Raw genomic sequence first — 13,024 nt, 5'->3', positions numbered from 1 at the left:
CAAAAATAAAAAAACCTTCCATTTCTGAAAGGTCTTTTTTATAAATTATTTATCTATTTCTAATTACATATTTCGTCTGTACTGACCTCCTACTTCAAATAAAGCTGAAGTAATTTGTCCTAACGAACATACTTTTGTAGCATCCATTAATTTTTCAAAAATATTTTGATTGTTAATAGCTGCATCTTGAATAATATTCAATTGTTCTGCTACTTTATCAGCGCTTGTTTTGTGAAGATTGTTTAACATATCAATTTGATATTGTTTTTCTTCTTCCGTAGCACGAATAACCTCAGCAGGAATAACCGTTGGCGAACCTTTAGAACTCAAGAAGGTATTTACACCAATAATTGGGAATTCACCTGTATGTTTCAACGTTTCATAATACAATGACTCTTCTTGAATTTTACTTCTTTGATACATTGTTTCCATTGCACCAAGAACGCCACCTCTTTCTGTAATTCTATCAAATTCAGCTAAAACCGCTTCTTCTACTAAATCCGTTAATTCTTCAATAATGAAAGAACCTTGAATTGGGTTTTCGTTTTTAGCTAAACCTAATTCTTTATTGATAATCAACTGAATTGCCATTGCACGACGTACTGATTCTTCAGTTGGTGTAGTAATTGCTTCGTCATACGCATTTGTATGAAGTGAATTACAGTTATCATAAATAGCATATAATGCTTGAAGCGTTGTACGAATATCGTTAAAGTCAATTTCTTGAGCGTGTAATGAACGTCCAGAAGTTTGAATATGATATTTCAACATTTGTGCTCTTTCGTTAGCTCCATATTTGTTTTTCATGGCTTTCGCCCAAATTTTACGTGCTACACGACCGATTACTGCATATTCAGGATCAATTCCATTTGAAAAGAAGAACGATAAGTTTGGACCAAAATCGTTGATATTCATTCCACGACTTAAATAGTACTCAACATAAGTAAATCCGTTTGCTAATGTAAATGCCAACTGGGTTATAGGATTTGCTCCTGCTTCAGCAATATGATATCCAGAAATCGAAACCGAATAGAAATTACGAACGTTTTGTTTGATAAAATATTCTTGAACGTCACCCATTAAACGCAATGCAAATTCTGTAGAGAAAATACAAGTATTTTGTGCTTGGTCTTCTTTTAAAATATCGGCCTGAACAGTTCCACGAACTTGCGCTAATGTTTTTACTTTAATATCTTGATAAACATCTAATGGTAAAACTTGGTCTCCAGTTACCCCTAAAAGCATTAATCCTAAACCATTATTTCCTTCTGGTAATTTACCTTGGTAAGATGGTCGAGCAATTCCTTTTTGTTTGTAAATAGCTTCAATTTTTGCTTCAACCTCTTTTTGTAATCCATTTTCAATAATGTATTTTTCACAATTTTGATCGATAGCCGCATTCATGAAAAATCCTAACAACATTGGCGCAGGACCATTGATAGTCATAGAAACCGATGTTAATGGATGACTTAAATCGAAACCAGAATATAATTTTTTAGCATCGTCTAAACAACAAATAGAAACTCCCGCATTTCCAATTTTCCCATAAATATCAGGACGAATATGAGGATCATTTCCATATAAAGTTACCGAGTCAAAAGCTGTTGACAAACGTTTTGCTGGCATTCCAGCACTTACATAATGAAAACGCTTGTTTGTTCTTTCAGGTCCACCTTCTCCAGCAAACATTCTACTTGGATCTTCTCCTTCACGTTTAAATGGATATAATCCAGATGCAAATGGAAATTCTCCAGGAACATTTTCTTGTAAATTCCATTTTAAAATATCGCCCCAAGCTTGGTATTTTGGTAACGCTACTTTTGGAATCTGAGTATGAGAAAGCGATTCTGTATGCGTTGCAATTTTAATTTCTTTATCACGAACTTTAAAACTGTAAACTGGATTTTTGTATTTGTTTACTTTTTCGTCCCATGTTAAAATGATTTCCCAATTGTATGGGTCCAAATTCATTTTTACACGGTCAAATTCTTTCGTTAATAACGAAACGAAATCTTTGTTATTAGCAGTAATATTTAAAGAACTTTCAATAATTCCTGCTTTATCTAATTGAGGAACATTTCCGTTAACCGTTTCAACAGTTTTAAAAATTCCGTATAATTTTTGAGCTACTTCTACTTGAGAAAGCGCTGTTTCATCATATTTTCTATTGTTTTCTGCGATTTCAGATAAATAACGTGTTCTATGAGGAGGAATTACGAAAATCTTCTCGCTCATTTCACGCGTGATTTCGAAAGTCGATTTTAAATCAGCTCCTGTTTTCTCTACAATCTTATCCATGATAGATTTGTAAAGCGTGTTCATTCCTGGATCGTTGAATTGTGATGCAATAGTTCCAAAAATTGGCATCTTATCGGTATCCACATCCCATAAGTTATGATTGCGTTGGTATTGTTTTTTTACATCACGAATCGCATCTAAAGCACCTCTTTTATCAAATTTGTTTAATGCTACTAAATCAGCAAAATCCAACATATCGATTTTTTCTAACTGAGTTGCTGCACCAAATTCAGGTGTCATTACATACAATGAAACATCAGAATGTTCTAAAATTTCAGTATCTGATTGACCAATACCAGAAGTTTCTAAAATAATAATATCGTATTTAGCTGCTTTCAATACTTCGATTGCTTCAGCTACATATTTTGATAAAGCTAAATTGGATTGACGAGTTGCTAACGAACGCATATAAACACGAGGATTATTAATAGCGTTCATACGAATTCTATCTCCTAATAAAGCACCTCCCGTTTTACGCTTTGAAGGGTCAACCGAAATTAATCCGATAGTTTTTTCAGGAAAATCGATTAAGAAACGACGAACCAATTCATCAACTAAAGAAGATTTCCCAGCTCCTCCAGTTCCTGTAATTCCCAAAACCGGAATTTTAGAAGTTTCATTTTTTTGGTGAATCTCTTCAAAAACAGATTTTGCTATTTCAGGAAAATTCTCAGCAGAAGAAATTAATCGAGCAATTGCCGTTGGATTTTTTTCTTCGATATGACTTAACTCTCCATTTAATTTATCTCCAATTGGAAAATCAGAACGTTGAACCAAATCGTTAATCATACCTTGTAAACCAAGAGCTCGACCATCATCTGGAGAATAAATTCTTTCAATTCCGTATTCGTGTAATTCTGAGATTTCCGAAGGTAATATTACACCTCCACCTCCACCAAATATTTTTATATGACCTGCTCCTTTTTCTTTAAGCAAATCATACATATATTTAAAATATTCATTGTGTCCTCCTTGATAAGAAGTCATTGCAATTGCATTTGCATCTTCTTGAATTGCTGTATTTACAACTTCTTCAACACTTCTATCGTGACCTAGGTGAATAACTTCCACACCAGTTGCTTGAATAATTCTACGCATGATATTGATAGCGGCGTCGTGACCATCAAATAATGAAGCAGCAGTTACAATTCTTACTTTATTTTTAGGAATATAGGGCGTTTGTAGTTCCATCTGTAATTTTTATTCAATTTTATGGGTGCAATTTACGAATTTAATAATTTTAATTCATCCAATTTTTACAAATTATTGTTTTGAAAAATGGCACTATCTTTGTAAAATAAGTTTACAAAATAGAAAACATGAAAAAAATTGTATTTAGTTTATTAGTATTTGGTTTATTTGGCTGTGCAGAAATGCAACAAGTAATGGATCAACTTCCACAAGGAACAACAGGAATTAGCCAATTTGAAATAGGAAATGGTTTAAAAGAAGCTTTGAATAATGGTATAACCAAACAAGTTTCTAAATTGACTGCAACAGACGGATTCTTTAAAAATCAAGCCGTAAAAATTCTTTTACCTGAAGAGTTACAAGTAGTAGATAAAAAATTACGTCAAATTGGTTTATCAAGTTTAGCAGATGAAGGCTTAAAAGTAATTAATAGAGCTGCTGAAGATGCTGTAAAAGAAGCTACCCCTATTTTTGTTGATGCAGTTAAACAAATGACTTTTACTGACGCTAAAAACATCTTAATGGGTAATGAAAGTTCAGCGACTACTTATTTACAAAATACTACTTCAAATGCTTTATACGCTAAATTCAATCCAGTTATTAAAAATTCATTTGCAAAAGTAGGCGCTGATAAAGTTTGGACGAATATCATTACCAAATACAACTCTATTCCTTTAGTAACAAAAGTAAATCCTGATTTAACAGATTATACCACTAACAAAGCAATGGAAGGCGTTTTTAAAATGATTGCTGTTGAAGAAAAAGATATTAGAGGCAATTTAAGCGCAAGAAGTTCTGATTTATTGAAAAGAGTATTTGCTTTACAAGATAAAAAATAATGTTTTGTAATTCATTTTTTACAGAAAAAACGTTTTCGTAAAAATTTAGTAATCAATAACATAAGAATAACATAACCTTAACATTACAATTCAAAAAAAGGTAAGATATTTGCATTGTAATAAGAATAAAATTCTCATTTAGTTAGGGTTAGTTTAGAAAAAATCACTCCGATGTGTTTATATCGGAGTTTTTTTTATATAAAAAAAGACCGATTAAATCGGTCTTTTAAAATTATATCTAGAAAATATTAATTTCTACAACTAGGATCTAAATGTCTTCTTAATCTTGTTGGTGACGTAAAATCGTTTGAACAACTTGGAATACCTTTAGTATCATCATAAGGTGTTGAAGGATCATCTACAAGTGCTCCATTATAAGGATAATATCCTGTTTTAGTTTCACCACCATCTAAATAAGTAAACGATCTTTCTACTTTTGTTAAAACACCATCGGCATCATCATCAACATCAATATAATCTGGTCTACCATCTTCATCTGTGTCAATTGGGTCTTCATCAAAATCTGGTCCGTATTCATACATAGAAAGAATACCATCTTGATCATGATCTCTTCTTCTTAAATTATGCAATTTAAACGAAAATACTAAAGACGCATAAGATGGAATAGTTAAAGTTCCTGAGCTAAAATAAGCCAATCCAGAAGGAAGAAACATTACACCAGTTCCAAAATCATTATATGAAATACTTCCATCGGCCATTGGAGTAAAAGTGCCTGTTTTAAAAAGAGGCATAATGTAAGCCCAACCTGTAATTACTTCATCCAGAGACAACCAAATCGGAGATTGTTTTTCATCAAAAACTGTTTGATTATAGGTATCAACTCCATCAGTTGTTGTTTTATTAAAAGCGAAACCTTTATATGAAACATATGATGAATCAACACGTGTAATATTTTCACCAACACCTTCTCTAAAATTCAAATAATAAACTTTATAAGTAATATCATGCTTATCTACTTCTTTAAAATCTAATTCAGGCATATCCCAAATTGGAGTTTGCGTTCCACCATCAGGAATTTGAGTAAAAGTCGTATTATAATCTGCATCAACAGTAACATAATGCGTGTGCAAAAACTCTTCAATTTCTGCAATATCTTCTGCATATACTTCGTCATATGGTCGATCTTCTTGTAGAGAAACACCATCATCTTTTTGACAAGAAAAAAGACTCGTAAACAAACCAACAACCAAAACTATTTTTAAAAGGCTTTTCATTATTATAAAATTTATAGGGCGCAAGATACAATTTTCATTTATTTTTGTAGAAATATTAACATGGTTTTTTGATTTATATTATGCGTATTGACAAACTTTTATGGTGCTTACGATACTACAAAACCCGAAGTATAGCAACTGAAGCTGTAAAAAAGGGTCACATAACAGTTAACGGACAGGTTGCTAAGGCTTCTCGCGAAGTATTTCCAACCGATAAAATTACCTTGCGAAAAGACCAAATAAATTACAAATTAACCATCCTTGATATTCCACAAAACCGCTTAGGAGCTAAGTTAGTAGATATGTATCGAAAAGATGAAACTCCTAAAGAAGCATTTGAACATTTAGAATTGCTTAAACTTTCTAAAGATCATTATCGTGCAAATGGTACTGGACGTCCTACAAAAAAAGAGCGAAGAGACATCGATGATTATTTATGGGATAATGAAGATTTTGATGAAACTTCTAAAACGGAATAAATGAACTATTGGGAAAACAGATATCAAAAAGGTGATACGGGTTGGGATGCTGGCAAAATAACAACTCCAATAAAAGAATACATTGACCAATTAACTGATAAAAATTTAAAAATCTTAATTCCAGGAGCTGGTAATGGTTATGAATTTGATTATTTAATTAAAAAAGGCTTTAAAAATGTATTTGTAATTGATATTGCCGAAACTCCTTTAAATAATATCAAGAAGAGAAATCCAAAATATAGTTCTCATCTTATTCATGATGATTTTTTTGCTTTCAATGATACTTTTGATTTAATAATAGAACAAACCTTTTTCTGCGCATTATTGCCCAACATGCGTCCTCAATATGTTGAAAAAATGAAAACATTATTAAAACCTAAAGGTAAAATAGCAGGACTTCTATTTGATTTTCCTTTAACAGAAGTTGGACCTCCGTTTGGTGGTTCAAAAGAGGAATACATGGAATTGTTTTCAGAGAAATTTTATATAAAAACACTTGAAAAAGCATATAATTCAATAAAGCCTCGAGAAAATAAAGAACTCTTTTTTATCTTTGAAGTCAAATAACAACACAAATGGAAAATATCATTTTATCACACAAAGAAATTTCACATAAAACAAAAAGAATTGCGTATCAGATTTACGAAACATTTGTAAATGATAATGAAGTAATTTTAGCTGGTATTGCTAATAATGGGTTTATTTTTGCTGAAAAAATAGCTGCAGAATTAGCTGTAATTTCAGATCTAAAAGTAACACTTTGTGAAGTTAAAATAAACAAACAAAATCCACAAAACGTTGTTACCACATCTTTAAACGTAGATGAATATCAAAATAAATCACTTGTTTTAATTGACGATGTGTTAAATACTGGAACTACTTTAATTTATGGTGTAAAACATTTTTTAGAAGTTCCATTAAACAAATTTAAAACAGCAGTTTTAGTAGATAGAAATCACAAAAAATATCCTGTAAAAGCTGATTTTAAAGGATTGTCTTTATCAACATCATTACAAGAACACATTCAAGTAGTTTTTGAAAACAACAATTCTTATGCCTATTTAAGCTAAAATAGAAGCGATTTCATCTACAATTTGATTTATAGACTTATCATCGACTACAATTGTTTTTGTTGCTTGATAATAATAATAGTTTCTATCAAACAAATGTTTATTGATAAAATCTTTTAACGAATTCTCGTCTTGCATATGCAAGAGCGGGCGATTTTCCTTTTCATTGCTTAATCGACTTACTAAAGTATCTACAGAAGCCTTTAAATAGATAGAAACAACACCTTCATTTTGCAATAACTCATGATTGTAGTAATAACATGGAGTTCCTCCTCCTAAACTTAATACAAATTCACCAGGTTTATTCACCAATGATTTAAAAACCTCATGTTCCTTTTTTCTAAAATAAATTTCACCTTTAGTCTGAAACATTTCAGATATGGTTTGTTGAGAAGATTTTTCAATTTCATGGTCCAAATCAAGAAAAGGAATATTGAGCTTTTTTGACAAAAAAGCACCGATTACCGACTTACCACAACCCATATACCCAAGTAACACAATTTTCATATGTAAATAATCCCCTATAAATTAAAGGGTTAAGAAATTAATTAAAAAAAAAGACAAATTTATAATAAATTACCATTGCAAAATAAATAAATGTTTATATATTTGCACCCGCATTCAAGGAAATAAATGACTTGGTAGCTCAGCTGGTAGAGCACATCACTTTTAATGATGGGGTCCTGGGTTCGAATCCCAGCCAGGTCACTACAATAGCATATTCTTGAAAGCACCGACTTGGTAGCTCAGCTGGTAGAGCACATCACTTTTAATGATGGGGTCCTGGGTTCGAATCCCAGCCAGGTCACTTTAAAAAAGTTAAGCAAATGCTTAACTTTTTTTATTTTAGGCCAAGTGGAGAAACGGTAGACTCGCCATCTTGAGGGGGTGGTGCTCGCAAGGGCGTGAGGGTTCAAATCCCTCCTTGGTCACAATTCTTTACAACTTTGATACTGTATTTTTCTAATTTCCTACTTCCTATTTGTTTAATTTTCAAACCAATTAGATAAACATTTTTACTACATTTATCATTTTGTTTACTTTTTTTATTACTTTTGTTAAACAAAATAACATGAAAAATGAACAATGTAAAGAATGTTTTTAGCATTAAAGATTTAGAAAATCTATCTGGAATAAAAGCACATACAATTCGTATTTGGGAAAAACGCTATAATATTTTAGAACCCATGCGTTCTGACACCAACATTCGTTCTTATGATATTAAAAATCTACAAAAGCTTTTAAATATTGTATTAATACATAATTATGGATACAAAATATCGAAAATAAGCAATCTTAATCAAGAACAAATTAATCAATTAGCCAATGATATAATTTCTGAAAAAAGTGCTAAAAATCATGCCATAAGTACTTTTAAAATGGCCATGATGAACTTTGATCAATCTTTATTTTTTAAAACCTATAACCAACTTTTAAGTGAAAAATCTTTTCGCGAAGTTTTCTATACTGTTTTTATTCCATTAATGGAAGAAATTGGTTTTTTGTGGCAAACCGATACTATATCACCGGCGCACGAACATTTCATAAGTTACTTAATTAAGCAAAAACTTTTAATCAACACGGAAAAAGTTCAAATTCTAGAACCAACAAGAACTGATAAAGTTTTCGTTTTATTTCTTCCTTTAAACGAGGTTCATGAATTAGGATTAATGTATTTAAATTATGAAATTTTATTAAAAGGGTATCAAACTATTTATTTAGGAGAAAGTATTCCAACTGAAAGTTTATTAGATTTAAAAAACTCTTTTGAAAAGATAACTTTTGTAAGTTATTTAACGGTTGAGCCAAATCTGGAAGAAATTGACAACTATATAGTTGATATCCAAGAGCAATTGCTTAAAAATACCAAACATGAATTATTATTACTTGGTAGAATGACCCAATATATTTCATCCAAAACCCCTCTCAACAACGTATATAGATATAGTAGTATAGAAGAACTATCGAATACTTTATAAAAAAATTTGTTTTGTTTAACTTTTTTACTATTTTTGTTAAACAAAATAAATATAAGTGGATAAAAAAATTGCCATAATCGGTTCTGGATTTTCATCTCTTTCTGCTGCATGCTATTTGGCAAAAGAAGGAAATGAGGTAACAATCTATGAAAAAAACAATACCATTGGTGGAAGAGCTCGTCAATTAAAAAAAGAAGGGTTTACTTTCGACATAGGACCAACATGGTATTGGATGCCAGATGTATTTGAACGTTTTTTCTCTGACTTTGGTAAAAAACCTTCTGACTATTATGAGTTAATTAAGTTATCTCCGGCTTATCAAGTTTATTTTGGTCATTTAGATTTTATAACAATTGCAGATAATCTGCCTGAAATTGTAAAAACTTTCGAATCTATCGAGAAAGGAAGCGGAAAACAATTAGAGCAATTTATGGCTGAAGCAAAAAGTAATTATGATATCGCAATTAAAGATTTAGTATATCGTCCAGGTGAATCTCCTTTGGAATTGATTACTTTAGAAACAGCCAAAAAAGTGAATCAATTTTTCAGTAACATTAAAAAAGATGTTCGAAAACGATTCAAAAACATAAAACTAGTTCAAATTTTAGAATTTCCAGTTTTATTTTTAGGAGCAAAACCAAGCGACACACCTTCGTTTTATAATTTTATGAACTTTGCCGATTTTGGTTTAGGAACTTGGCATCCAAAAAACGGAATGTATTCTGTAATATTAGCAATGGAAGCTTTAGCAAAAGAATTAGGCGTTAAAATTGAAACAAATGCAAATGTTCAAAAAATTGACATTACTAATGGCAAGGCAACGGGTTTGTTGGTAAACAATCAAATAATCACTACCGATATAGTTTTGAGTGGCGCTGATTATCATCATTCAGAAACTCTGCTGGATAAAAATTACCGTCAATATTCTGAAAAATACTGGTCAACAAAAACATTTGCTCCTTCTTCACTCCTATTTTATGTGGGATTTGACAAGAAAATTGAAAACGTAGAACATCACTCTTTATTTTTCGATGTAGATTTTGATATTCACGCCGAAGCCATTTACGATAATCCAAAATGGCCTGAAGAACCTTTATTTTACGCGAGTTTTCCATCAAAAACCGATGAAAATTCTGCACCAGAAGGAAAAGAAGCTGGAATCTTTTTAATTCCATTAGCGCCTGGATTAGAAGATACAAATGAATTGAGAGAATTGTATTTTGAAAAAATTATTACGCGCCTTGAGCAATTAACTAACCAAAAAGTAAAAAATAATATTATCTTTAAAGAATCGTTTTGTGTAAATGATTTTGTTAAAGAATATAATTCGTACAAAGGGAATGCGTATGGTATGGCGAATACCTTATTGCAGACTGCTTTTTTAAGACCTAAATTGAAAAGTAAAAAAATACAAAACTTGTATTTTACTGGACAGTTAACCGTACTAGGACCAGGAGTGCCTCCGTCCTTAATTTCAGGAAAATTAGTTGCCGATTTAATAAAAAAGTATCAATAGTATGAAGTCCATTTTTGATAACGTTTCATTTGATTGTAGCGTAAAAGTTACGAAAGCGTACAGTACGTCATTTTCATCTGCTGTAAAAATGTTAGCACCGAGCATCCGTCAGGATATATACAATATCTATGGATTTGTTCGCTTTGCTGACGAAATTGTTGACACTTTTCATGATTACGATAAAGAAGCTTTGTTTTCACAGTTTGAAAATGAATTAAGTTTAGCGCTTACGCAAAAAATAAGTTTAAACCCTATTTTAAACTCGTTTCAGCATACTGTAAACAAGTATAACATTCCAATGGAATTAATAGATGCGTTTATGCACAGTATGAAGTTGGATTTACATAAATCAGTTTACACTACTGTGGAAGAATACAATCAGTACATTTATGGTTCGGCTGATGTTGTAGGATTAATGTGTTTAAAAGTCTTTGTTAATGGAGATGATAAAAAATACGATGAATTAAAGCACAGCGCAATGCGTTTGGGTTCGGCGTTTCAAAAAGTAAATTTCTTACGTGATTTAAAAGCCGATTATGAAGATTTGAGTAGAACGTATTTTCCAAATACTGATTTATCAAGATTGGATGAAGCTTCAAAACAACAAATTATAAACGAAATTCAAGCCGATTTTGATGCTGGTTTTGAAGGAATACAAAAATTGCCTTTAGAAGCTAAATTTGGTGTATATACAGCTTATATTTACTACAAGAAATTATTAAGCAAATTAAAGAAAACACCATCGCTTGAAATTAAAAACACGCGAATTAGAGTTCCCGATTACGAAAAAGTGGGATTACTTGCTAAATGTTATTTAAATTACCGTTTGAATATTTTATAACAAGCTATTGTTTTTGAAATTATAAATTAAAAATATTATGTGGATACATATTTTAGTCTTTTTTACAACCTTTTGCTTTATGGAATTTATGGCCTGGTTCAGTCACAAATACATAATGCATGGTTTTTTGTGGAGTTTACATGCCGATCATCATAAAAAGGACCATGATTCATGGTTTGAACGAAATGATGCTTTCTTTATCTTTTATGCTTTAGTAAGTATTGGATGCTTTTTACTTTGGAAATACAATATACTTGAAATTGGTTTGGCAATAGGCTTAGGTATATTTGCCTACGGATTGGCTTATTTCTTAGTTCATGATATTTTTATTCATCAACGATTTAAAATGTTTAGAAATGCCAACAATCGTTATGCTAGAGCTGTTAGGAGAGCACATAAAATGCATCACAAACACATTGGCAAAGAAGATGGTGAATGTTTCGGAATGCTAATAGTTCCTTTCAAATACTTTAAAAACTAAAAAATCCCGATGAATCGGGATTTTTTTTATTGTTTCATAAATTGTTGGAGAGGTTTTAGTTGCTCCATATCAACTTGAGATTTTTGAAGCAAACTCACCATATTTAAAATATGTGTTGGATTCATGTCGTTTCCTAAAACTCGAATAACAGCAAACCCTGCTTCTTTTTTACCAGCTAAAACAACAAACTCATCAATGTGTTCATCATCTTGACCAACAAAATAGATTGCAGCACCATCATTTCCCGAACCCGCTTTCATTAACTGCTGATAGCTTTCGTTTTTTAAGATAGCTTTCACTTCTTTAATCTCTTTATCATAACCTAAAGTATTTGTAGAGTCACTTTTGAAAGCCAAAATATTCATTTTCTCAAACGAGTTTAATGCTTCTTTTTCAGTATCTGACAATATTAACTTATCTGTTTTAAGAACATTAGAAGCCAAATCAACTGCTAAAAAATTTGATGATTCCGTATTCTTTACAAAGTATTTTTGCAATGTTGGCTTATCTTCACAACTTATCAGAAAAAGTACACTAAAAGCAAGTAGAACTAATTTTTTCATGTTTTATTTTTTTGAAGCTTTTTTCAAATCATCACCACCAGGAAGACTCATTTTTTCAGTTAAAACTGAAATCTCATCTAAACTAAAGTTTCCTGTTAATGATAAAACAATTGTACTAGCATCTTTCATATTAGCTCCTTCAATAAACATTAAAAGTTCTTTTACAATGTTTTCGTTAGCACCTGATTTTACATAAATTTTCACATTTTTACCATCGCCATTCACACGCATCAATTCTTCTAAAGGATTTGATTTTAAGTAACTATTTACAGTCGCTTTCATATCGGCACCTAATTTTGCATTACTCGTTGTAAACACTTTTAAGTTATCTAATTTTTTAAGTAAGTTCATGTATTGTTGCATTTCTTTATCTTTTGCATCCACTTTAACTTTACTCATCATTTCAAACATCTTCTTATTCACAATAACAGATGCTACACCTTCTTTATCTTCAAATTTATCAAAAGCGCCTTGTGCAAAAGAAACTGTTGATGCCATTAAAAATGCTATAACTACTACTAAATTTTTCATT

At 31.0% G+C, this 13,024-nt stretch carries 13 protein-coding genes and 3 tRNA genes; 11 read left to right on the top strand and 5 right to left on the bottom strand.

Annotated elements, in window-relative coordinates; all coding sequences use genetic code 11:
* Positions 1-63 precede the first annotated feature (63 nt).
* On the bottom strand, positions 64-3,489 hold the full coding sequence (locus LOS89_RS04500; RefSeq protein WP_231836651.1) for a methylmalonyl-CoA mutase family protein: 3,426 nt from the start codon (positions 3,487-3,489) through the stop codon (positions 64-66).
* Positions 3,490-3,617: 128 nt separating this feature from the next.
* On the opposite strand from LOS89_RS04500, the gene LOS89_RS04495 reads away from it, so the two are divergent.
* Positions 3,618-4,328, top strand: coding sequence for a DUF4197 domain-containing protein (locus LOS89_RS04495; RefSeq protein WP_231836650.1), 711 nt, complete (start codon positions 3,618-3,620; stop codon positions 4,326-4,328).
* Between the two features lie 248 nt (positions 4,329-4,576).
* Here the strand turns inward: LOS89_RS04495 and LOS89_RS04490 are convergent, their stop codons facing one another.
* The gene (locus LOS89_RS04490; RefSeq protein ID WP_231836649.1) at positions 4,577-5,563 is read right to left on the bottom strand and encodes an FKBP-type peptidyl-prolyl cis-trans isomerase; all 987 of its coding nucleotides are present in this window, start codon (positions 5,561-5,563) and stop codon (positions 4,577-4,579) included.
* 80 nt (positions 5,564-5,643) lie between these two features.
* Here LOS89_RS04490 and LOS89_RS04485 point away from each other — a divergent pair, with 80 nt between their 5' ends.
* From LOS89_RS04485 to LOS89_RS04475, 3 genes are read left to right on the top strand one after another with little or no spacing between them, the layout of a single operon-like run.
* On the top strand, positions 5,644-6,042 hold the full coding sequence (locus LOS89_RS04485) for an RNA-binding S4 domain-containing protein (protein ID WP_231836648.1): 399 nt from the start codon (positions 5,644-5,646) through the stop codon (positions 6,040-6,042).
* Complete coding sequence (locus tag LOS89_RS04480; RefSeq protein WP_231836647.1) at positions 6,043-6,609, top strand: methyltransferase domain-containing protein; 567 nt, start codon at positions 6,043-6,045, stop codon at positions 6,607-6,609. It abuts the gene before it with no gap.
* An 8-nt stretch (positions 6,610-6,617) separates the two neighbouring features.
* A complete protein-coding gene (locus LOS89_RS04475; protein WP_231836646.1) occupies positions 6,618-7,112 on the top strand; it encodes a phosphoribosyltransferase family protein in 495 nt (164 codons plus the stop codon).
* Here LOS89_RS04475 and LOS89_RS04470 read toward each other — a convergent pair.
* Positions 7,104-7,619: a shikimate kinase gene (locus tag LOS89_RS04470; RefSeq protein ID WP_231836645.1), complete on the bottom strand. Its 516-nt coding sequence runs from the start codon at positions 7,617-7,619 to the stop codon at positions 7,104-7,106. The two genes, LOS89_RS04475 and LOS89_RS04470, sit on opposite strands and share 9 nt — an antisense overlap.
* 128 nt (positions 7,620-7,747) lie before the next feature.
* Between LOS89_RS04470 and LOS89_RS04465 the strand changes: the two genes are divergently transcribed.
* The 7 genes from LOS89_RS04465 (at position 7,748) to LOS89_RS04435 (ending at position 11,929) form a co-directional block, all read left to right on the top strand.
* A tRNA-Lys gene (locus LOS89_RS04465) sits at positions 7,748-7,820 on the top strand.
* Between the two features lie 27 nt (positions 7,821-7,847).
* Positions 7,848-7,920: transfer RNA gene (locus LOS89_RS04460), tRNA-Lys, on the top strand.
* A 41-nt stretch (positions 7,921-7,961) separates the two neighbouring features.
* Positions 7,962-8,044 (top strand) — tRNA-Leu (locus LOS89_RS04455).
* A gap of 147 nt (positions 8,045-8,191) precedes the next feature.
* Positions 8,192-9,091 carry a MerR family transcriptional regulator gene (locus LOS89_RS04450; RefSeq protein WP_231836644.1) on the top strand — a complete coding sequence of 300 codons (900 nt, stop codon included), beginning with the start codon at positions 8,192-8,194 and terminating at the stop codon, positions 9,089-9,091.
* A 55-nt stretch (positions 9,092-9,146) separates the two neighbouring features.
* Positions 9,147-10,607, top strand: a complete 1,461-nt coding sequence (crtID, locus tag LOS89_RS04445) for a bifunctional phytoene desaturase/3,4-desaturase (protein WP_231836643.1) — start codon at positions 9,147-9,149, stop codon at positions 10,605-10,607.
* Between the two features lies 1 nt (position 10,608).
* A complete protein-coding gene (locus LOS89_RS04440) occupies positions 10,609-11,448 on the top strand; it encodes a phytoene/squalene synthase family protein (RefSeq protein WP_231836642.1) in 840 nt (279 codons plus the stop codon).
* A gap of 37 nt (positions 11,449-11,485) precedes the next feature.
* A complete protein-coding gene (locus LOS89_RS04435; protein WP_231836641.1) occupies positions 11,486-11,929 on the top strand; it encodes a sterol desaturase family protein in 444 nt (147 codons plus the stop codon).
* A 26-nt stretch (positions 11,930-11,955) separates the two neighbouring features.
* On the opposite strand, the gene LOS89_RS04430 is transcribed toward LOS89_RS04435, so the two are convergent.
* Together LOS89_RS04430 and LOS89_RS04425 are read right to left on the bottom strand one after the other, a co-directional pair.
* Positions 11,956-12,492, bottom strand: a complete 537-nt coding sequence (locus LOS89_RS04430) for a GFO_1091 family lipoprotein (RefSeq protein ID WP_231836640.1) — start codon at positions 12,490-12,492, stop codon at positions 11,956-11,958.
* 3 nt (positions 12,493-12,495) lie between these two features.
* Positions 12,496-13,023 (bottom strand): GFO_1090 family protein, encoded by a 528-nt coding sequence (locus tag LOS89_RS04425; RefSeq protein ID WP_231836639.1) that lies wholly within the window; start codon positions 13,021-13,023, stop codon positions 12,496-12,498.
* Position 13,024: the final 1 nt, after the last annotated feature.

The sequence above is a fragment of the Flavobacterium channae genome (assembly GCF_021172165.1).
Classification (GTDB): domain Bacteria; phylum Bacteroidota; class Bacteroidia; order Flavobacteriales; family Flavobacteriaceae; genus Flavobacterium; species Flavobacterium channae.
This window is presented reverse-complemented; position numbering and strand designations above follow the sequence as displayed.

What these genes read in the sequence shown, in the direction of transcription:
- LOS89_RS04500 (WP_231836651.1), bottom strand. Translation starts at nt 3,489, where the DNA reads ATGGAACTACAAACGCCCTATATTCCTAAAAATAAAGTAAGAATTGTA.
- LOS89_RS04495 (WP_231836650.1), top strand. Translation starts at nt 3,618, where the DNA reads ATGAAAAAAATTGTATTTAGTTTATTAGTATTTGGTTTATTTGGCTGT.
- LOS89_RS04490 (WP_231836649.1), bottom strand. Translation starts at nt 5,563, where the DNA reads ATGAAAAGCCTTTTAAAAATAGTTTTGGTTGTTGGTTTGTTTACGAGT.
- LOS89_RS04485 (WP_231836648.1), top strand. Translation starts at nt 5,644, where the DNA reads ATGCGTATTGACAAACTTTTATGGTGCTTACGATACTACAAAACCCGA.
- LOS89_RS04480 (WP_231836647.1), top strand. Translation starts at nt 6,043, where the DNA reads ATGAACTATTGGGAAAACAGATATCAAAAAGGTGATACGGGTTGGGAT.
- LOS89_RS04475 (WP_231836646.1), top strand. Translation starts at nt 6,618, where the DNA reads ATGGAAAATATCATTTTATCACACAAAGAAATTTCACATAAAACAAAA.
- LOS89_RS04470 (WP_231836645.1), bottom strand. Translation starts at nt 7,619, where the DNA reads ATGAAAATTGTGTTACTTGGGTATATGGGTTGTGGTAAGTCGGTAATC.
- LOS89_RS04450 (WP_231836644.1), top strand. Translation starts at nt 8,192, where the DNA reads ATGAACAATGTAAAGAATGTTTTTAGCATTAAAGATTTAGAAAATCTA.
- LOS89_RS04440 (WP_231836642.1), top strand. Translation starts at nt 10,609, where the DNA reads ATGAAGTCCATTTTTGATAACGTTTCATTTGATTGTAGCGTAAAAGTT.
- LOS89_RS04435 (WP_231836641.1), top strand. Translation starts at nt 11,486, where the DNA reads ATGTGGATACATATTTTAGTCTTTTTTACAACCTTTTGCTTTATGGAA.
- LOS89_RS04430 (WP_231836640.1), bottom strand. Translation starts at nt 12,492, where the DNA reads ATGAAAAAATTAGTTCTACTTGCTTTTAGTGTACTTTTTCTGATAAGT.
- LOS89_RS04425 (WP_231836639.1), bottom strand. Translation starts at nt 13,023, where the DNA reads ATGAAAAATTTAGTAGTAGTTATAGCATTTTTAATGGCATCAACAGTT.